Origin of the sequence: Streptomyces sp. NPDC001315, assembly GCF_042896175.1 — a bacterium.
Taxonomy (GTDB): Bacteria; Actinomycetota; Actinomycetes; order Streptomycetales; family Streptomycetaceae; genus Streptomyces.
The window spans coordinates 1-18185 of record NZ_JBIAWZ010000016.1; the positions used below are offsets into that span (position 1 = coordinate 1).

The following is an 18185-nucleotide window of genomic DNA, read 5'->3' on the forward strand; positions in this document are numbered from 1 at the left end:
CCCGACGACCCGGAGCTCGCCCGTCTCGTCGGTGATCTGTCCGTGCGGGACACGGACTTCCGCACCTGGTGGGCCGAACACCGCGTCAACAGCGCGACGTACGGTACCAAGCAGTACCGCCACCACCTGGTCGGCGACCTCACCCTGGACTGCGACACCTGGTCCGGCTCCGACGGTTCCGGGCAGCGTCTGATGGTCCTGACCGCCGAGACCGGCAGCCCCTCCCACGACGCCCTGCGCATCCTCACCTCCTGGACCGCCGAGCGGGCGGACGCGAATGCGGGGAAGAACACGACTCCGTAGCGGCCTGCGCAGTGAAGCCAGCTCTTGAGCTGGGTGGACGAGCAGGCGTAAGCCTCGACGTGAGCGGACCGGCCCCTTCCCCGGGCCGGTCCGTTCACGTTTCGGCGGGGCCGCCCGCTCAGTCGGTCAGCCGGTCCAGGACCACGGTGGCGAGGCGGAGCGCCGCGTGCAGCTCCGTCACCTCGACGACGGTGGGGCGCACGACACCGGACCAGTCGCCGCGCACGCCGGGCCAGACCGCCAGCAGGACCTGGGCGCCCGCGAGGCCAAGGTGGGCGGTGACGTCCGTGCGGTCCTCGCCCGAGGGCGTCCAGGACAGCAGCACGCGGCCCTGCGGAATGCGGGACGGTCCGCTCAGCGGCATCCAGGTGGCCATGAGCCGGCCGTGCACCGGCGCCACGATCGCGCCCCGGACGTCGGCCGGCATGGGCGTCCGCGTCAGCGTGGACAGCTCGACGGGCGCCCGGTCGGCCTCGGAGCCCCGTACCAGGGTGAGAACGGGCCGGTCCGCACCGTCGCCCCGGGGCCGCCGCCTCGACGATGACTGGATGGCCGGCGAACGGTCAGGGCACGGCCGGTCATGTCTGTCATACCTCGTCATGTTCTCTCCCCTCCGTACCGGTGTGTGAGCTTCGCGGCATTGAGTCTTCCGGAGGCGGGGTACTCGGCACATCCGTCATCTGACTGCCAGGTGTTACGCGACCCGCGCGAGCCATGGCATCCATCGCGCGTCGAGACACACGTGTGAATCCCTCCGCCGTCGCAGGACTCCGCCTTCAGTCTTGACGTCGGCGGCAGTGCCCAGGATCGCCTGTGCCGTCAGACCTCGTCGGGGGCGGGTATGTCCCGTGCCGCCCGCTCCAGCAGCCGTGCGGCGTCGTCCAGTGCGGAGTCGGCGCCCGGCGCCGGGTGCGTGGTCACCTCGAGAAGCTGGGCGAGGAGCCGGGCGAGTCGGCCGCCGCCGGCGTACGTCAGGGCGACGCTGCCGTCCAGCAGGGTCTCGCGCACGCGGAACGGGGTGAACTGCCCGTCTCCGGCACAGGCCAGGAGCAGACGGGCCGCGAGGGTCCGCTCCAGCGGCCCGGGAGTCCAGCTGCCCCGGTCGAGATCTTCGACGAAGACGGAGGTCAGCGAGGTGAGCCGGGCCACGGCGGGCGTGTGCCGTTCCAGCGCGGCGAGGGGAGCGACTGTCTCAGGGGACATGGGAATCGATGGCCTTCTGTTCAGGCTGGCGTTGTGGTTCCGCGGGGCGCGGGGCGCGCCTCCGCCAGGCGGCGGGGCAGTGTAGGTTTGACTCAGAATACGTTTCTCACTGGCGCCTCCCGCACCGACTCGCCGCACCCGGGGAGCTCCCCCGTTGTCGACCGGCCCACAGATATGTGTGTGACACATGAGTCCCTGCCGGACGTGGCAGGGCGGCGCCCAGTGGCATCACCACCGGAGAGACCGGAGCATCGATGAGATCGGACGCACGCTCCAACCGGCTGCGCATCCTCGAAGCGGCAGCAGAAGTGCTCGCCGTTCCCGGCGACACCTCGTTGAAGTCCATAGCGCGCAGAGCGGGCGTGGGCCAGGGGACGCTCTACCGTCACTTCCCCACCCGGGAGTCCCTGGTGCTCCAGGTGTACTGGGAAGAGGTGGACGAGCTGGTGTCCGCCGTGCCCGCCCTCCTGAGCACCCTGTGCCCGCCGCTCGCGCTGCGCGCGTGGCTGGAACGCCTCCTGAGTGTCGGCAGGTGCACACCGGAGTTCGCGGACGCGATGAGCGGGGCCACCGGCGCGCTGACGGAGCAGTGCCGGCAGGCGTACCAGCCGCTGCTCGACGCCCTCTCGGCGCTGGTGGCGGCCAACAGGACGGCCGGGACCATCGTGCCCGGGACAACAGCCGACGACGTGCTCCTGCTGCTCGGTCCCCTGTGGCGGGTCGGTGCGGACGAGAGGGAACGCGCCCGGGCGGGACGGCTCTTCACCGTGCTGCTGCGAGGGCTGTGCCCGTCGGGCGCCGCGCAGGACGCCCCGGCCCCCGAGGAAGCCCGGCAGGCGGGGTGAACCCCGCCGAGTGTCCGGGACGTTCTGCCTGGTGTGGTCGGTCAGCCTCACGTGAAGAACGCCGTGAAGACGTTGGAGAACCGGGTGAGGCGGAGGCCGAGTGCGTCAGTAGAGCTCTTCGCTCGGGAAGAGGGTGAGCAGTCGTACGGTCTCCACGTACAGCCAGGCCAGGGTCAGAGTGAGCCCGAACGCGGCCGTCCAGGACTGGTCACGGGACGCGCCGCACGCGATGCCGTCCTCGACCTTCCTGAAGTACAGGGGCAGCAAGGACGCCGCGAGGACGACGCCCACGAGGCCCGTGAGGACGCCGAGACCCGCGGTGCGCAGACCCAGGCCGTCCGCGCCCATGAGAGGGAACAGGATCCAGTCCGCGAGGGCGAGGAAGCAGAGTCCGAGCAGTCCGGCGCCGACGAAGGGGTAGAAACGGCGGTTCGCTCGCGTCCAGTGCAGTTTGTGGGCGAGGAGGACTCCGGCGGAGGCCGCCATCGTCCCCAGCACGGTCTGGACGAGGACTCCCGGTGAGATGTGACTGGAGACCGTGGTCGAGAACACACCGAGGAACAGGCCCTGGAAGGCGGCGAACGCCAGGGTCAGGGTCGGCGACGGCAGGTTCCTGCGGCGCTGGATCACCACCAGTGCCGCGGCGACCAGTCCGGCGCCGGCGGCGATGCCGTAGCCCGCGGCCGTGCCGAGGGGAGTGTGCGCCGGCAGCGTCCACGACAGCGCGGCCGCCAGCGCTGTCACCGCGAGCCCCGTCGCCGCACGGGACAGGACGTCGTCCATCGTCATCAGGTCGGCGACGAGGAGAGGCAGCGGCGCGTGGTCGTCCTCGCGGAACTGGTCCAGGTCCTGGCCGCCGGCCCCGACCCGGCCCCGCGCGACGGCGATTCCCGCCCGTGGGTCCTTGGCCGCCGTCTTCTGTCCGCCCCGACGCCTGAACTGCGGCCGGGAGAGTATCGGGTTGCTGCTCGTCAACGAACGCTGCTGCTCGACCGGTGTCACGCCAGATCCTCTTCTCCGTGTCGGGCGGACCGCCACCCGAGGCCGCGCCGGCCGGCGGGGCGGGGTCTCGCCCGGGTCGTCGGCCGGGGACGTCCGCGTGGGGCGTCCCCGGTGTTGGTGTGTGTGCCCGGGTGCCGACGGGCTCGCCGGAGGTGTCGGCTGTCTTCAGCCTGCACGACCGGACAAACCACGCGCATCAGTCACTTGACGGTGGGATCCGAGGTGAGCCTCGGGTTCTCAGTCCTTGAGCCCGTAGAAGTGCATCGGGGAGTTCGGCTCGAAACCGATGCGCGGGTACACGGGTGCCCCGGCGGCGGTGGCGTGCAAGGTGGCCCGGGTCAGGCCGGTGGCGCGGGCGCCTTCGTACAGCGCCTTGCGGGTCACCGCCTCGCCGTACCCCCGACGCTGCTGGTCGGGGTCGGTGGCGACGAGCACGACGAAGAGCCGGCCCTGTGCCTCGACCGTGGCAGCGCAGGCGACCGGGACGCCGTCCCGCAACGCCAGGTAGGCGTACGCCTGCCGCTTCCACAGCGTGGAGCCGACCAGACCGTCGCGGCCCGCTTCCAGGGGGAAGCCGTAGGCGCGCGAGTTGAGGTCCGCGTAGGCGCGCAGCTGCTCGTCGGTGGTGACCCGCTCGAACGTCAGCTCAGGGTGGCCGGGCTCGGGGATGGGCAGCAGGTCGCCGGCCATGCCGGTGCCGGGGAAGGCGTAGGCCAGGCCCGCGCGCTCGGCAGCGTCCTCCAGCGCTGCGCGGGCGTCGTCGGCGAGCAGGTCGTCGAACAGCCACAGGAAGCCCGGCTGCTTCTTGGCGCGCATGATGTCCGCGGCCTGCTGCAGACGCTTCTCCAGCAGCTCTGCGTCGGCCCCGACCTCGGTCAGGGTGATCGCGTTCCAGAAGGCGAACCGGCAGTCGGCCCAGCGGACGGCGACACCCGGCAGATCCCGTACGTCCGCCTCCTGGTCCCGGTCGAGCACCATGGCACGCCAGACTGTGGACAGCTGCGCCACGGATTCGACCGCGGCCGCGAGATTCGTCATGGCAACCCTCACCTCGTCGTGTGTGCGAAATGTCCTACGCCTCGTACAACGATCGTCGCCGGTCAAGGAGTTCAGAACCCGCCTCCGCCGCGCGTCGCGGCACGTTCCGGACAGACCCGGGCCGCCGCTCGGTCCGCCCCCACGACGGATCGAAGCGGCAGCCCGGGGGGCGATCACCCGGATGCGCACCACGCCGAACGGCCGCCACGTCCCCGCCGCAGCCGATCTACCACGGGAACCTGCCGTCATCCACACGGATTCGGGGCCGCCGCCGGTTCACTTCGCGAGGCACACCGGAGAGACACTTATCTCTGATACGCACATCCGAAACACCATACATGTGACTATATGTGTATGAAGAGGAGAACCTTCATGATCTTGACAGACGAGGGCGACGCCCGGCAGTCGGTGGCCGTGATCGGGGCCGGAGCGGTCGGCGGCGTGTTCGCGTGGGCCCTGCACAAGGCCGGACACGACGTCTCGCTCTGTGTGCGGACCCCGTTCGAGGAACTGGTGATACAGACCTCGGACGGCGAGGAACGCGTGCCCGTGCGCGTGGTGACCGACGCCGAGGACCTGAAGCCGGTGGACTGGGTCCTGCTGGCGGTGAAGGCCTTCGACACCGCGAGCACGGCCCGCTGGCTCGCTGCCCTGTGCGACCAGGACACCACCGTCGTGATCCTGCAGAACGGCGTCGACCAGGCCGAGGGCGTGCACGCGCTCGCCCCGGAGGCGACCGTCGTGCCGTCGCTGGTGTACATCCAGGCCGAGCGGCAGGCACCAGGACACATCCGCCTCGGCTACGGCAACAGCCTCGACGTCCCGGCCGGGCCCGAGGCCGAGCGGCTGGTGCGGCTGTTCCGGGGCAGCGGCATGGAGATCCGCCCGCAGCAGGACCTGGTCACGGCAGCGTGGCGCAAGCTGATGCTGAACGCCGCGGTGAACCCGCTGACGGCGCTCACCCTGCGCCGTATGGAAGTCATGGGCGACCCCATGATCCTCGACCTCGCCGCGGGCCTGGTGCGCGAGACGCAGGCGGTGGCGGTGGCGGTCGGGGCCCGTCTCACCGAGGCCGACGTGGCGCGGACGCTGGCGTTCATGAGCGAGTTCAGCGAGGGCAACGGCACGTCGATGCTGTACGACCGGCTCGCGGGCCGCGCGCTGGAATGGGAGGCGCTCAACGGGGCGGTGGTCCGCCATGCAGAGGCCCACGGGATCGACGTCCCGCTGAACCGGGCCATGACGGCACTGCTGCAGGCGGTGGCACCCCTGGCGTGAGGCGTCGCCTCACGCTCGACTTGCGTCTGACCAGATACGTATGACGGTGTGTCGGCAGGTTCCGGCCGGACGACATTGCGCACATGCGCCGCCGCATGGCAGTGAATCTCGGATGGGTGGACCTCGCCGGCGGCCCGCCGGAGGCGACTTCGAGGAGTACGCCGAGCTCGTCCGGTAGCCGGGCGCGTACCCATCGGGTCACCGCCCCGTCGCCGCCCGCCGGTCCTGGCGTCGGACGGCTCGGCGACGGGGCGCCGTGTTTCCCGGGCCCGGGATCAGGCGGGTGTGATGTTGTGGTTGAACCGGAAGACGTTGGCCGGGTCGTAGCGCTTCTTCACGGCGGCGAGCCGGTCGAACCGCTCCGCCCCGTACACCGCGCGCACGCCCTCGGTGTCGGTCGCCTCGTCCGGCGAGAGGAAGTTCACCATGTTCCGCTCCGCCGCCCAGGGCCTCAGCCCGTCCACGACCCGCGCCAGCTCGGCCTGGAGCCGCTCCGCATGGTCCGCAGGGCCCACCGCGAAACCGAACACGACATACGGAAGGCCTCGACTGGGCACCGAGTTGGGGAACGCCGGTTCACGGTCCAAGGCGCCGCCGAGCGCCCGGATCTCGACGTTCGCCAGGGTGCACCCCGAGTCCGGGCCGGCGAGCTCCACGAACGCCTGCGCCGTCTTCTCGGAGAACTCCTCCAGGCAGAGGCTGCGGTCGAAGTACGGCATCGGATCCACCGGATCCATGTGGATCTCGCCGATCGCGGTGAAGGGCTTCTCCCCCACCAGGTCGATCAGCACCGGCGCCGCCGCCCGCAGCGGGGCGATCAGTTCGGCACCCTCGGCCTCCGACCCCAGGTAGCCGATCCGCAGGTGGATGACGAAGGCACCCCGCAGCGGCTCGGGCAGCACGGGGATGTCGGGCAGGCGCTGGATGCCGATGGACGAGGTCATCTCCTCCGGCATGGTCGGCAGCCAGGCGCGCCAGGCCTCGAGCACCTGGGCCAGGTGCTCGCCCGGGAAGTAGATGCAGCCGCCGTAGAAGTGCGAGACCGGAAACACGTCGAACTCGAGCTCGGTCACGACGCCGAAGTTGCCCTTGCCGCCCAGCAGCGCCCAGAACAGGTCCGGTTCGCTCTCCGGCGTCACCCGGCGCAGTTCCCCGTCCGCCGTGACGAGGTCGACCCACCGCACATGGTCGGCGGCGTAGCCGTGCGTGCGTCCCAGCAGTGGGCTCTGCCCGCCGCCCAGGGTGTACCCGACGACGCCGACGTTCGGTGCCGAGCCCACGACCGGGGCCAGGCCGAACTCGGCCGTGCGGGGCAGCACCTCGTTCCAGCGCACACCCGCCTCGACCCGCACGGTGCGCCGCTGCGCGTCGACGAAGAGGCCCTTCATCCGCTGCGTCGTGATCAGCAGCCCGCCTTCGGCGGCGGAGACGACCTGATGGGCCGCGGACTTCACCGCCACCGGCAGCCCGTGGCGCGCGGCGAACCGGACCGCCTCCTGGACGTCCGACTCACTGGTCGCGCCGACCACGACCGCCGGCCGGAGGGCACACATCAGGTTGTACGTGGCGCACTCCGCCTCGTATCCCTCCGCTCCCGGCTCCAGAACCGGTCCCGCCACGGATTGCCGCAGGGCCGTCACGTCCTCGGGCGGCAGGTTCACACCTGTCATATCGGATACGTCCGCACTCATCCTGATCACAACCTCACTCAACCCGCATGGAGCACCCTCGGTCCTGTACGTAGCGGCACAGAACGGGCATTGGGCGCCGAATCCTGACGCCACTGAAACGAGCCGGACATGCTCCACCGTTCACATCAACATGTCCGTACTCACATGTTGACGGTGTCGGTCATTCCGCCATCGTGAAAGACAGGTATACCCGGAACACGTGTGCCGCCTGGGGATGCCGGTGCCGACATGGCCCGAGCCCCCGCCGGGGGCCGAACCGGATAACGGCAACGGTGAAATCTGGACGTCCCTTGAACTGCAGTGATTGCATGGGCCGCACGGAGCCGGGTGCAAGCGCAGCCAGGTCGGCGCACAGCACCGGGCCTCCCTCCGTCGGCCGTTGGAGGCAGCCCGATGAGTGACCTGGACTCGACCGTCTGCCCGACCTCGACACGGCTGGTCGGACGCGACGGGGACCTGGCGTTCATTCACTCCTTCTTCGGCAACTCCGAGGTCCACGGAGCGGCCCTGCTGCTCTCCGGCGAGGCCGGGGTGGGCAAGACCGCCGTGCTCGACGCGGTGGCGAAGGGCGCCACGCACAACGGCGTCCGGGTCCTGCGGGCGTCCGGCGTGCAGTTCGAGGCGGACATCAGCTACGCCGGTCTCAACCAGCTGCTCGTCCCGCTCTTCGACGACTTCGACATCCTCGACACCGCCCACCGCGACGCGCTGCGGGTCGCGGTGGGCATCGGCAGCGGGCCGCCGCCCGACCGTCTGCTGACCTCCACCGCCGCTCTGCTGCTGCTCCGGTTGATATCCGTACGGACGCCGCTGCTGCTCGTCATCGACGACCTGCCGTGGCTGGACCGGGCGACCAACGCCGTGCTCGGCTTCGTGGCCCGGCGGCTCGTCGGCAGCCGTATCGGCTTTCTCGCGGCCTCCCGTACGGGCTCCGACAGCTTCTTCGAGTCCAGCGGCCTGACCGAGCGGCGGCTGGAGCCGCTGGACGACGCTTCGTCGGCCGAACTGCTCGCCCTCGCGCACCCCGACGTCTCCCCCGCCGTACGGCGCCGCATCGCGGCCGAGGCGCGCGGCAACCCGCTGGCGCTGGTGGAGCTGCCGGTTGCGCTCTCCGCCGAGCAGCGTTCGACCCTGGCCGCGGTGCCCCCCGTGCTGCCCCTGAGCGAGCGGCTGCAGGCCATGTTCGCCTCGCGCGTGGCCGGTCTGCCCGGCCCCACCCGGCAGATGCTGCTGCTCGCGGCCCTCGACGGAACCGGTGACCTGGCCGCCGTCGAGGCCGCCGCGGCCGACCGGGCCGGTGTCGACGACCTCACCCCCGCGGAGCAGAACCGGCTGGTGACGATCTCGACCGACAACCGGCGGCTGGCCTTCCGGCATCCGCTGATCGGTTCCGCGGTGGTGGAGCTGGCGACCGCCGCGGAACGCAGACGAGCCCATCAGGCGCTCGCCGACGTGCTCGGCGACCAGCTGGAGCGCCGCGCCTGGCACCTGGGAGAGGCGGCGGTGGGCCCGGACAAGACGGTCGCGGCCCTGCTGGAGGAGGCCGCGCGACGCCGGCTGCGGCGAGGGGACGCGCTCGGCGCGGTGGCGGCGCTGACCCGCGCCGCGGGGCTCAGCCCCACGGCGTCCGACGAGAGCCGCCGGATGGCAGAGGCAGCCTATGTCGGCGTGGACTCCAGCGGAGAGCTGGAGGACGCCTCGCGGCTGCTCGCCGGAGCCCAGGCCCATCCAGCCGGGCAGCAGTCGCTGCACGCGGCGGCCGCGTCGGCGTTCCTGCTGATCAACAGGGACGGCGACATGGACACCGCGTACCGGCTGCTGGTCGGGGCGATCGAGTCCGGGGGGCACGGCTACGACGCCTCGGACGACGGCCTCATCGAAGCACTGCACGTCCTGGTGCTGCTGTGCTGGTACGGCGGTGACCCAAAGCTGTGGGAGCCGCTGCTGGCGTTCGTGGACCGGCTGGTCCCCGAGCCGCCCGAGCTGCTCTGGGTGGTCACCCAGACCTTCGGCGACCCGGCACGCACCGGTGCCGCGGCGCTGCCTCGCCTGACGGAGCTGATCGCCACCGTGGGGGACGACCCCACGCGTGTGATCCGCGTCGGCACCGCCTCCGTCTTCGCGGACCGGCTCGGGGACTTCCGGTGGGCCACCCGCCGGCTGGTGGAGCAGGGCCGGGCCGGCACCGCGCCCGTCCGCCGCCACCTGGGTGCGCTGATGCACCTGGGGCTGGACTACTTCCACCTGGGCCGGTGGGACGACGCCGCGCAGCTCGCGGCTGAGGGGCTCGCCCTGTGCGAGGCGCACGACTACCGGTTCTACGCGTGGTACTTCCAGTACATCCAGGCGGCCGTGGCCGCGGCGCAGGGCGACGCGGAGGCCAGTGCCGCGCTGACCGAGGAGATCGTCCGGTGGGCGATGCCGCGCGGGACCATCGGCGCACGGTTCTTCGCCTGCCACGCCAGGGCGCTGGCCGCGCTCGGCAGCGGCGACTTCGAGACCGCCTACCAGCACGCCAGCACGCTCAGCCCGCCCGGGACCGTCGCCCCGTACGTCCCGATCGCCATGTGGGGCGCGATGGACCTGGTCGAGGCGGCCATCAGGACCGGCCGGGAGAAGGAGGCCGCGGCGCACGCGAGGGCGATGCGCGAGTCCGCGATGGCCGGGCTGTCGTCCCGGCTGGAGCTGCTGGTGGTGGCCTGCGAGGCGCTGACCACGCCCGGGGAGGCGGCGCTCGCCCTCTTCGAGCGGGCGCTGTCGCTGCCCGGTCCGGAGCGCCGGCCCTTCGACGTCGCGCGGGTGCGGCTCTTCCACGGCGAGCGGTTGCGGCGGCTGCGGGCCACGACGGGGGCCCGGGAGCAGCTGACCCAGGCGCTGGAGGCCTTCCAGCGGCTGGGCGCCAAACCCTGGGTGACGCGTACCGCGGCGGAGCTGCGGGCCAGTGGCCAGTCGGCGCCGACCGCCGCCCGGCCGGGCCTCGTGGCGCTGACCGCCCAGGAGCTGCAGATCGCCACGCTCGCGGCGACCGGGCTGACCAACAAGCAGATCGCCGAGCGGCTGTTCCTGTCGCACCGGACCATCGGCACGCACCTCTACCAGATCTATCCGAAGCTGGGCATCACCTCGCGGGCCGCGCTGCGGGACGCGCTCTCCGAGCTGGAGACGAAGGAGAGCGACTGACCGCGGCGGGCGAGGGCCGACGGCTTCGTCCTGGCTCAGTCATTTTACGTATGCCGGGTCCCGGGCGCCCGCGCAGAGTGGGGGCGAGGACACCTCTCCGGGCTGTCCTCCCCCGGTGGCCGCGCCCGGTGCCACCGTGCACCACGAGAGGGGACCCGGATGTGCGGCGCCTCGGACAGTCATCCGGACATCCACTGGCCGTCGGGCTTCTCACCGGATCAGGCGGACAGCTTCTGTCAGGCGCAGGCCGTCGTGCACGCTCCGCCCGGCACGGCCTTCGCCTTGCTCACCGATGTGATGCGGTGGCCGGAGTGGGTTCCGGGCGTCACCGAGGTCCGGGCCGGGCCGCTCACCCGGACGTTCGAGGTGTGGTTCCACGGGGACCGGTTCGAGCTCTACCTGGGCGAGCACGTGCCGCAGAGTCGGCTCGGCTGGTCGGGCATCGGCGCCGGTGTGCAGCTGTATCAGGCCTGGCTGCTCACTCCGGTCGCGGACGGCACGCATGTGGTGATCGAGAACGTGGTCCGCGGTCCCGCCGCCAAGTCCCTCGACTCGTTGACCCCGCTGTGGGCACAGCGCTTGAACACTCTGTGGCTCGCACAGCTCAAGCGGCTCTCGGAGGGCGCCCCGGAGGACAGCGGCGCGTAGTCGACCGCCGCGGGCGTGCGAAAACACGCCGCCGGCCGGCACCCGGTGAGGGCGTCGGCCGGTCGAGGTCGCGTGGTCCGGTGGGTCAGGCGGCCGGGACTGCTTCCTTGGTGGCGGGGTCGGGGTCGGGGGCACCGGCCTTGTCGTCGGTCTTCCGCGCCGGCTTGAGGAAGAGGGCGAGGACGATGCCGACGGCGAGGGTGGGGGCGATCCAGAGGTAGCCCATGGCGGTGGCGTGGGCGAAGGCGTCCAGTGCGGTGTCGCGCAGAGCGCCGGGCAGTCGGCCGATGGTGTCGGGGCGGGCGGCGTCGAAGCCTCCGGTGGTCGGCAGGGCGTGGGTGCGGTCGGCGAAGCCGGTGTTGAGCAGGGTGCCGAAGACGGCGACTCCGAAGGCCGCGCCGATGGAGCGGGCGAAGGTGACGACGGCGCTGGCGGCGCCGAGGTCGGCGGCGGGCACGCTGTTCTGGACGGTGGTCAGCACGACCATGGGCACCATGCCGATGCCGACACCGGTGATCAGGAAGTAGACGCTCAGCACCAGGGTGTTGGTGGCGGCGCCGATGGTGCCCAGCAGGAGCAGCCCGGCGAGGTTGGCGGCCAGACCGGCGAGCAGGATCACCCGCAGCCGTTCGACGTGTGCGGCCCAGCGTCCGGCCAGGGACTGGCTGACGACCAGGCCGGCGACCAGCGGCAGCATGTAGATGCCGGACAGGGTGGCCGAGACTCCGTGGACGATCTGGAGGTAGGTCGGCAGGTAGACCAGCACGGCGAACATCGCGGCGTTGGCGAAGAAGCCGATCAGCGAGGAGAAGACCACGGTCCGGGAGCCGAGCATGGCCGGCGGCAGGACGGGGGCGGCGACGCGGCGTTCGACCGGCACCAGCAGCACGGCGAGGACGACGGTGGCGACGATCAGGCCGGTGATGGCCGGCGAACCCCAGCCCCAGCGCTCACCGAAGGACGTGATCAGGACCAGGCCGGTGGCGATGGCGGCCAGGATGGTGGCGCCGAGGTAGTCGATGCGGGCCTTGGCGCCCCGGGTGGCGGCGGGCAGCGCACGGGCGGCGATGGCCAGGGCGACGATGCCGACGGGCAGGTTGATCAGGAAGGCCCACCGCCAGGACAGCTGGTCGGTGAAGACGCCGCCCAGCAGGGGGCCGACGATGCTGGCGACGCCGTAGACCGAACCGAACATGGCCTGGTAGCGGCCGCGGTCGCTGGGGGCGACGATGTCGCCGACGAGGGCGAAGGTCAGCACGATCATGCCGCCGCCGCCCACGCCTTGGAGTACGCGGGCGCCGATCAGCTCGGGCAGGTTCTGCGCCAGGCCGCAGGCCACGGAGGCGATCAGGAAGATCGAGGTCGACGCCAGGTAGAGCCGCTTGCGGCCGAACATGTCGCCGAGCTTGCCCCACAGCGGCGTCACCGCCGTGGAGGCGAGCAGGTACGCGGCGCTGACCCACGCGATGTTGTCGAACCCGTTCAGGTCCTCCGCTATCCGGGGCAGCGCGGTCGAGACGATCGTCTGGTCCAGGGCCGCCAGGAGGACCGCGAGGACCAGCGCGCTCATCGCGACGGCGACACCACCCGCCTCGGGTGCTGTGGACTGCTGTGCCTTCGACATCGGGACGTGCCTTTCTGGAAGTGGTGCACATGGACGGTGTGCCGACCGCGCCCCAACGATGAGACTCATCGGCCTGGCACTACCTTCGCTATCTGTCACTCCACTGTAGCACTTAATGGCAAGGGTTCCACTCGCGAGAGGCGATAGAGGTCTCAGGCTTCACATTCCGCCACTAGACTCGGTGGGGTGAGAGCCGACGCAGCACGCAACCTGGAAGCCGTCCTGACCACCGGGGCGCGCATGCTCGCCGCCGACCCGGGCGCGAGCATCGCGAGCATCGCCGCCGAGGCGGGCGTGGACCGGCGCACCGTCTACCGGCGCTTCGCCTCCCGCGAGGAACTTCTCGCGGCGATCTACGAGTCCCGCCTGGAGGCCATCGAGCGGGCCATCGAGGACGCGCGGCTGCGCGAGGCACCCGTCGCCGTGGCCCTGCACCGCTACGTCGAGAACATCATCGGTGTCAACCGCACCTGGCCCGTCGACCTCACCCGCATGCTCGCCGACGACAGCGTCCACGCCCGCCGCAACGCGTCCGTCCGCGAGGTCGACACCTTCCTGGAGCGCGCCACCGACGAAGGCCTGCTGCGCCCGGGGCTCCCGGAGGGCTGGGCGAGCGCGCTGCTGCCCCAGCTGATGCACCTCGTGTCCCGGCAACTGCCCGAGCTGAGCCCCGCGCAGGCGGCGGACGTCGTCGTCGACACCCTGCTGCACGGCCTCGGAGCGTCCTGACACGCCGACGGCCTTGGGGAACACCTGCGTCCAGGTGTTCCCCAGGGCCGTCGGCCTGTGCGGCGGCGGTACGCAGAGGTACGTCCCCGCCGCCGCTCAGCTCATTCCACGACCTGCCGAGCCGTGTCCGTGCCGGAGGCCTCCTGTTTCTCCTTCGTGTCCCCAGGGCGCGGGGCGAGTGCCGGCGGGGGCAGGGGGACGGTTCCGGGCAGGCGGACGCGGCGGAGTCGGGACGGCTCGTTGCTGGAGTCGGGTCGCTTCAAGGCTTCTCCCATCGATGCGTTCCACGTGCCGCGCCCCCCGGCGCGCGACGCGCGCGGCACCAAGGGGTCGGACGGGGGCGTTCTGGGAAACCAGCGGAGGCGGCGCCACATTCCGGTCGAATCGATCCCGCCGCGAACGCGGCCGTCGACCTGTCCAGTTGACGACATCACACAGCACTTCAGGGGGCGACCCGGTCCAGGTCCTTGTCTGTCAGCGGGATGCCCAGCAGGGTTTCGAGTGCGGCGACCGTCCGGGCGGGTTCCACGGCGTGGACGGTGGCGAATCCCAGGTCCGCGGCGGGCGCCAGGTGCTGCTCGGTGTCGTCCACGAACACGCACTCCTCGGCGCTCAGGCCGAGTTCGGCCAGGACGAGCCGGAAGATCTCCGGCTCGGGCTTGCGCTTGCCGTGGACCTCCGACAGGACCACCGCGTCGTAGCGCTCCTCGACCTCGTAGCCGTCGTACAGGTTCCACGGGGTCAGGCCGACGGAGTTCGAGAGGATGCCGACCTTGACTCCGGCCCGGCGGGCGGCGGCGGTCGCGGCGATCACCGCGGTCTCGGGGCGCAGGTCGGCGAAGATACGGCCCATCAGGTTGTCCGGCGGGATGCCGAGCAGCCCCGCGGCCGCCTCGTTCCACTGGGTCTGGGTGAGCGCGCCGCGCTCCAGTCGCTCGGTGAGCCGGATTCCCTCGGGGTCGAGGTAGAGGCCGGTGAGCAGAGTCCCCTCGGCCAGCCCCTCGCGCTTTTCGAAGGCGAGCGCGGCGGGCAGCAGAGGTGTCGTCAGCACACCACCGAAGTCGAGAACGAGGCCCTTGCGGTGCTGAGTCATACCCACACCCTAGAAGGCCGCCGACACAGGATTTCCACCAGGTCGTCAGGTTTCTCGCCGGTCAGGCGCATGTGCAGCGGGCGCACACTCCGATCACCCACGGCCCGTCATTCCCGCCCGAACATCTCATATGTGAACATATCTTCCCGAATGGGCACATAGTCACATGTGGCGGCTCCGCGGATGTGAATCGCTCGCGTAGGTGAACCGCGGGGGCCGGTTCCTGCGTTGTACCGGTGAAGGGTTCTCCGCCGCCACGGCGACGGCGGCGGGAGCCCGGCCCCTCGGCGCACCGGTCACGACGGGCGCGGCCGAGGGGTGATGCGGTGCCGGGAAGACCGCCCTCTTCCGGACCGCTCCGGACCGGCTGCCTTCCTCAGTGGCCGCAGCGGAAGCGGCCCCCGCGCGACGTGGACGTCGGACGTACCGCGTCGGCGCGGGGCCGCGCACCGCATCCCGTACGGGTGTGCGGTCAGCTGTTCTTCGAGCGGTGCGGGTGCGCGGGGTACACGCCCAGGATGCGCACCTCGGAGGAGAAGAAGCGCAGCTCGTGCAGGGCGAGGGCGACGCGCTCCTCGTCGGGGTGTCCCTCGATCTCGACGTAGAAGCGGCTGGGGTTGAGCCCCGCGCCCATCTGGTAGCTCTCGATCTTGGTGAGGTTCACGCCGCTGCTGGCGAACCCGCCGAGCGCCTTGTACAGCGCGCTCGGGATGTTGCGCACGCAGAAGAACAGGCTCGTCATCGTCGGCTCCCCGGTGTTCGGGGCCGGCGCGGCGTCCCGGGAGAGGACGACGAAGCGCGTGGTGTTGTCCGGGTCGTCCTCGACCTCGGAGCGCAGCACGTCGAGGCCGTAGAGCCGGGCCGCGGCGGGCGGGGCGAGGGCCGCGTGCCGCGGGTCGCCGAGTTCGGCCACCTCGCGCGCCGCTCCGGCGGTGTCATCGCTGACGAGGGTGCGCCAGCCGCCCTCGCGCAGCAGCTTGCGGCACTGTCCCAGCGCGTGCACATGACTGCGGACGCACTCCAGCTGGTCCAGGGTCGCGCCGGGCACGCCCATGAGGTCGAAACGGATGGCGAGGAAGTACTCGGCGACGATGAACAGCCCCGACTCCGGCAGCAGGTGGTGCACGTCCGCGACGCGTCCGGCCGCGGAGTTGTCCACCGGGATCACGGCGACGTCGACGGTGCCGAGGGTCACGGCGTCCAGGGCCTGCTCGAAGCTCGTGCAGGGCAGTTCGTCGGCGCCGGGGTAAAGGGCGTGCGCGGCGGTCGCCGAGTTGGATCCGGGTTCACCCTGATATGCGACGGTCGTCACCGTGTTCAGCCTTCCTGAGGGAGGTCCTGTCGTCGCGCGGCAGAAGCTCCATGGCGTACCGCACCTGCTGAAGTATCGGTGAAGCGGCCCCGATCAGGTCTACCAGGGGGTGCCCGTCGCCGCTCCCGCCCGCCGCCGGCACGTGATCGTACGCCGCCGCGACCACATGGCGGACGGCGTTCCCGGCCTGTCCGACGCCCGCGGCGAGCCGCTCGTCGACATCCTCGGGCAGGCCCTGCCGGGCGGAGGGGCCGCCGTGCAGGGCCGCGGCCAGGCTCATCCGCTCGTCGTGCAGGACGGCGGCCGGCTCGGTGGCGGCCGGGGCGGCCAGTGCGTCGGGAGCGCATCGCCGGGCCCGTCCTGGCCGAGGCCGAGACGGCGCGGGCCTGCGACACCTTCGTGATCCTGCTCTTCGAGAACCTCGCCCGGGACCGGCTGCTGTCGGAGGGACTCGCGGAGGGGCGGTCGACGGCGTACACCGGTCCCCTGCTGGATCGGCCGGCCGTGCAGCTGGTCAACCTCGCCGAGCGGGATCCGGCGCTGTGGCGCCGGTACGGCGAACCGACCCTGCGGGCGCTGCGGCCCTGAACCGGCCGCGGCCTCAGGGGTCGAGCCGCACGGGCGCCCGGCCCGGCTGCCGTCTCGGACTCCGTGCGGTCTGCGAGGGCTTCTGCACGGCCACTCCGGGGACGCTGATCAGCTCCGTGTCCTCGTAGGTCCGGGGCGCCCGGAAGACCTCCGCCCAGGACGTCACGGCCGGGTGGCGGCGCAGCAGCGCGCGGCGCTCCCGGTCGGTCATCGCGCCCCACACGCCGTATTCCTCGCGGTGGTCCAGGGCGTAGGCGAGGCAGTCGAGCCGCACCGGGCACTTGACGCACACAACCTTGGCCTCGTTCTGGGCGGTGCCCTCGGCGAACATCTGTTCCGCCTGCGCCCGGCACAGCCCTCGGTCGGCCCAGTCCATGCCAGCCTCGCTCCCCAGCGGTGCGCCTGCCGGGCCCGCCCTCTGCGTGCGTACACACGTGTTGCTAGATATGTATGAGCTTAACTCACATGTGTTGAGCCGTCGCCGCGGGCCGGGTCGCCGCGGTACGCACCCGTCCCGGACCGGCCGTCCGAGCGAGCGGGCGTCAGTCCTCGTACCGGATGCGATGACAGAGGGCGGCGATGTCGCCCGAGGCCAGACCCGGCATCACGGCGGGCAGCTCCTCGAACCGGCTCTCGCCGGTGGCCAAGGCGTCAAGCGCCGGATCGGCGAGGAGTTCCAGGGCGAGCGCGAGCCGGTCGGCGTAGCTGCGGTTCGCGCGGGCCGGTGAGACGGTGCCGACCTGGCTGCTGCGGAGGGTGAGGCGGCGCGAGTGGAAGCCCTCGCCGAGCGGCAGGGCGATGCGCCGGTCGCCGTACCAGCTCAGGTCGATCACCGTGCCCTCGGCCCTGAGCAGTTCCAGGGACCGGGCGAGGCCCTGCTCGGTGGCGCTGGCGTGCACGACCAGGTCGCACCCGTCGCGCGCGTCCTGCGGGGCGGCGAACTCCACGCCGAGCACGGCGGCGATCCGGGCCCGGGCGGGGTCGGCGTCCACCAACTGCACCCGCACACCGGGGAATCGGGCCAGCAGAGCCGCCACCGAGCAGCCGATCATGCCGCCGCCGACCACCGCGATCCGGTCGCCGACCAGGGGTGCGGCGTCCCACAGCGCGTTCACCGCGGTCTCGACGGTGCCGGCGAGGACGGCCCGTTCGGCGGGCACGCCGTCCGGCACCGGGGTCACCGCACTCGCAGGGACGACGTAGCGGGTCTGGTGCGGGTACAGGCAGAACACCGCCCGGCCCGTCAGGCCGGCGGGGCCCTCCTCGACGATGCCGACGTTGAGGTAGCCGTACTTCACCGGGCCGGGGAAGTCGCCGTCCTGGAACGGCGCCCGCATCACGTCCCACTGGCTGCGGGGCACCTGGCCGCGGAACACCAGCGTCTCGGTGCCGCGGCTGACCCCCGACCACAGTGTGCGCACCAGGACCTCACCGTCCCCCGGCTCCGGAAGCACTACGTCACGTATCTCGCCGTGGCCCGGTGAGCTCAGCCAGAACGCGCGGGCGGAGTGGCTCATCGTGGTGTTCCTCCAGAGGGACCGGGACGTCGGGGCGACGAAACATGTCTCGCAGCAGAAGGTACACACCCGGGCCGGGTGGCCCGGTCGCGCCATCCGGCAGCCGTGGCCGACGCGTATGGGGCGGAGAGTCC

17 protein-coding genes and 1 pseudogene are annotated in these 18185 nt (G+C 71.7%); 7 read left to right on the forward strand and 11 right to left on the reverse strand.

What is annotated here, in order from left to right:
- Positions 1 to 303: pseudogene (locus ACFY16_RS31840) on the forward strand (transcriptional regulator); the annotation flags it as partial.
- 118 nt (positions 304 to 421) lie between these two features.
- Here ACFY16_RS31840 and ACFY16_RS31845 read toward each other — a convergent pair.
- A complete protein-coding gene (locus ACFY16_RS31845) occupies positions 422 to 904 on the reverse strand; it encodes a hypothetical protein (protein WP_390650673.1) in 483 nt (160 codons plus the stop codon).
- Between the two features lie 218 nt (positions 905 to 1122).
- Positions 1123 to 1506 carry a hypothetical protein gene (locus ACFY16_RS31850; protein WP_390650674.1) on the reverse strand — a complete coding sequence of 128 codons (384 nt, stop codon included), beginning with the start codon at positions 1504 to 1506 and terminating at the stop codon, positions 1123 to 1125.
- Positions 1507 to 1760: 254 nt separating this feature from the next.
- On the opposite strand from ACFY16_RS31850, the gene ACFY16_RS31855 reads away from it, so the two are divergent.
- Positions 1761 to 2351 carry a TetR/AcrR family transcriptional regulator gene (locus tag ACFY16_RS31855; RefSeq protein ID WP_390650675.1) on the forward strand — a complete coding sequence of 197 codons (591 nt, stop codon included), beginning with the start codon at positions 1761 to 1763 and terminating at the stop codon, positions 2349 to 2351.
- A 105-nt stretch (positions 2352 to 2456) separates the two neighbouring features.
- Here the strand turns inward: ACFY16_RS31855 and ACFY16_RS31860 are convergent, their stop codons facing one another.
- Positions 2457 to 3353 (reverse strand): Bax inhibitor-1/YccA family protein, encoded by an 897-nt coding sequence (locus ACFY16_RS31860; protein WP_390650676.1) that lies wholly within the window; start codon positions 3351 to 3353, stop codon positions 2457 to 2459.
- A 237-nt stretch (positions 3354 to 3590) separates the two neighbouring features.
- The gene (locus ACFY16_RS31865; RefSeq protein WP_390650677.1) at positions 3591 to 4391 is read right to left on the reverse strand and encodes a GNAT family N-acetyltransferase; all 801 of its coding nucleotides are present in this window, start codon (positions 4389 to 4391) and stop codon (positions 3591 to 3593) included.
- Positions 4392 to 4763: 372 nt separating this feature from the next.
- On the opposite strand from ACFY16_RS31865, the gene ACFY16_RS31870 reads away from it, so the two are divergent.
- Positions 4764 to 5669, forward strand: coding sequence for a 2-dehydropantoate 2-reductase (locus tag ACFY16_RS31870; RefSeq protein ID WP_390650678.1), 906 nt, complete (start codon positions 4764 to 4766; stop codon positions 5667 to 5669).
- A gap of 275 nt (positions 5670 to 5944) precedes the next feature.
- On the opposite strand, the gene ACFY16_RS31875 is transcribed toward ACFY16_RS31870, so the two are convergent.
- The gene (locus tag ACFY16_RS31875) at positions 5945 to 7339 is read right to left on the reverse strand and encodes an FAD-binding protein (RefSeq protein ID WP_390650679.1); all 1395 of its coding nucleotides are present in this window, start codon (positions 7337 to 7339) and stop codon (positions 5945 to 5947) included.
- Between the two features lie 414 nt (positions 7340 to 7753).
- Between ACFY16_RS31875 and ACFY16_RS31880 the strand changes: the two genes are divergently transcribed.
- The gene (locus ACFY16_RS31880; protein ID WP_390650680.1) at positions 7754 to 10540 is read left to right on the forward strand and encodes a helix-turn-helix transcriptional regulator; all 2787 of its coding nucleotides are present in this window, start codon (positions 7754 to 7756) and stop codon (positions 10538 to 10540) included.
- Positions 10541 to 10699: 159 nt separating this feature from the next.
- The gene (locus tag ACFY16_RS31885) at positions 10700 to 11188 is read left to right on the forward strand and encodes an SRPBCC family protein (RefSeq protein WP_390650681.1); all 489 of its coding nucleotides are present in this window, start codon (positions 10700 to 10702) and stop codon (positions 11186 to 11188) included.
- 85 nt (positions 11189 to 11273) lie between these two features.
- Here the strand turns inward: ACFY16_RS31885 and ACFY16_RS31890 are convergent, their stop codons facing one another.
- Positions 11274 to 12812 carry an MDR family MFS transporter gene (locus tag ACFY16_RS31890; protein WP_390650682.1) on the reverse strand — a complete coding sequence of 513 codons (1539 nt, stop codon included), beginning with the start codon at positions 12810 to 12812 and terminating at the stop codon, positions 11274 to 11276.
- A 240-nt stretch (positions 12813 to 13052) separates the two neighbouring features.
- Here ACFY16_RS31890 and ACFY16_RS31895 point away from each other — a divergent pair, with 240 nt between their 5' ends.
- Positions 13053 to 13541 (forward strand): TetR/AcrR family transcriptional regulator, encoded by a 489-nt coding sequence (locus tag ACFY16_RS31895; protein WP_390650779.1) that lies wholly within the window; start codon positions 13053 to 13055, stop codon positions 13539 to 13541.
- A gap of 442 nt (positions 13542 to 13983) precedes the next feature.
- Here the strand turns inward: ACFY16_RS31895 and ACFY16_RS31900 are convergent, their stop codons facing one another.
- From ACFY16_RS31900 to ACFY16_RS31910, 3 genes are all read right to left on the reverse strand, one after another.
- Entirely contained in the window at positions 13984 to 14634 is a 651-nt protein-coding gene (locus ACFY16_RS31900; protein ID WP_390650684.1) for an HAD-IA family hydrolase, read from the reverse strand.
- A 472-nt stretch (positions 14635 to 15106) separates the two neighbouring features.
- Positions 15107 to 15946: a prephenate dehydratase gene (locus ACFY16_RS31905; RefSeq protein ID WP_390650685.1), complete on the reverse strand. Its 840-nt coding sequence runs from the start codon at positions 15944 to 15946 to the stop codon at positions 15107 to 15109.
- On the reverse strand, positions 15921 to 16226 hold the full coding sequence (locus ACFY16_RS31910; RefSeq protein ID WP_390650687.1) for a hypothetical protein: 306 nt from the start codon (positions 16224 to 16226) through the stop codon (positions 15921 to 15923). Before ACFY16_RS31910 ends, ACFY16_RS31905 begins: the two co-directional genes overlap by 26 nt.
- Positions 16227 to 16276: 50 nt before the next feature.
- Between ACFY16_RS31910 and ACFY16_RS31915 the strand changes: the two genes are divergently transcribed.
- Positions 16277 to 16534, forward strand: a complete 258-nt coding sequence (locus tag ACFY16_RS31915) for a hypothetical protein (protein WP_390650688.1) — start codon at positions 16277 to 16279, stop codon at positions 16532 to 16534.
- Positions 16535 to 16547: 13 nt separating this feature from the next.
- On the opposite strand, the gene ACFY16_RS31920 is transcribed toward ACFY16_RS31915, so the two are convergent.
- A complete protein-coding gene (locus tag ACFY16_RS31920) occupies positions 16548 to 16910 on the reverse strand; it encodes a WhiB family transcriptional regulator (RefSeq protein WP_390650689.1) in 363 nt (120 codons plus the stop codon).
- Between the two features lie 166 nt (positions 16911 to 17076).
- Positions 17077 to 18051 carry an FAD-dependent oxidoreductase gene (locus tag ACFY16_RS31925; RefSeq protein ID WP_390650690.1) on the reverse strand — a complete coding sequence of 325 codons (975 nt, stop codon included), beginning with the start codon at positions 18049 to 18051 and terminating at the stop codon, positions 17077 to 17079.
- Positions 18052 to 18185: the final 134 nt, after the last annotated feature.

Coding starts and splice junctions, on each gene's coding strand:
- ACFY16_RS31845 (WP_390650673.1), bottom strand. CDS start 904: ATGACGAGGTATGACAGACATGACCGGCCGTGCCCTGACCGTTCGCCG.
- ACFY16_RS31850 (WP_390650674.1), bottom strand. CDS start 1,506: ATGTCCCCTGAGACAGTCGCTCCCCTCGCCGCGCTGGAACGGCACACG.
- ACFY16_RS31855 (WP_390650675.1), top strand. CDS start 1,761: ATGAGATCGGACGCACGCTCCAACCGGCTGCGCATCCTCGAAGCGGCA.
- ACFY16_RS31865 (WP_390650677.1), bottom strand. CDS start 4,391: ATGACGAATCTCGCGGCCGCGGTCGAATCCGTGGCGCAGCTGTCCACA.
- ACFY16_RS31870 (WP_390650678.1), top strand. CDS start 4,764: ATGATCTTGACAGACGAGGGCGACGCCCGGCAGTCGGTGGCCGTGATC.
- ACFY16_RS31875 (WP_390650679.1), bottom strand. CDS start 7,339: ATGACAGGTGTGAACCTGCCGCCCGAGGACGTGACGGCCCTGCGGCAA.
- ACFY16_RS31880 (WP_390650680.1), top strand. CDS start 7,754: ATGAGTGACCTGGACTCGACCGTCTGCCCGACCTCGACACGGCTGGTC.
- ACFY16_RS31885 (WP_390650681.1), top strand. CDS start 10,700: ATGTGCGGCGCCTCGGACAGTCATCCGGACATCCACTGGCCGTCGGGC.
- ACFY16_RS31890 (WP_390650682.1), bottom strand. CDS start 12,812: ATGTCGAAGGCACAGCAGTCCACAGCACCCGAGGCGGGTGGTGTCGCC.
- ACFY16_RS31895 (WP_390650779.1), top strand. CDS start 13,053: ATGCTCGCCGCCGACCCGGGCGCGAGCATCGCGAGCATCGCCGCCGAG.
- ACFY16_RS31900 (WP_390650684.1), bottom strand. CDS start 14,634: ATGACTCAGCACCGCAAGGGCCTCGTTCTCGACTTCGGTGGTGTGCTG.
- ACFY16_RS31910 (WP_390650687.1), bottom strand. CDS start 16,226: ATGAGCCTGGCCGCGGCCCTGCACGGCGGCCCCTCCGCCCGGCAGGGC.
- ACFY16_RS31920 (WP_390650689.1), bottom strand. CDS start 16,910: ATGGACTGGGCCGACCGAGGGCTGTGCCGGGCGCAGGCGGAACAGATG.
- ACFY16_RS31925 (WP_390650690.1), bottom strand. CDS start 18,051: ATGAGCCACTCCGCCCGCGCGTTCTGGCTGAGCTCACCGGGCCACGGC.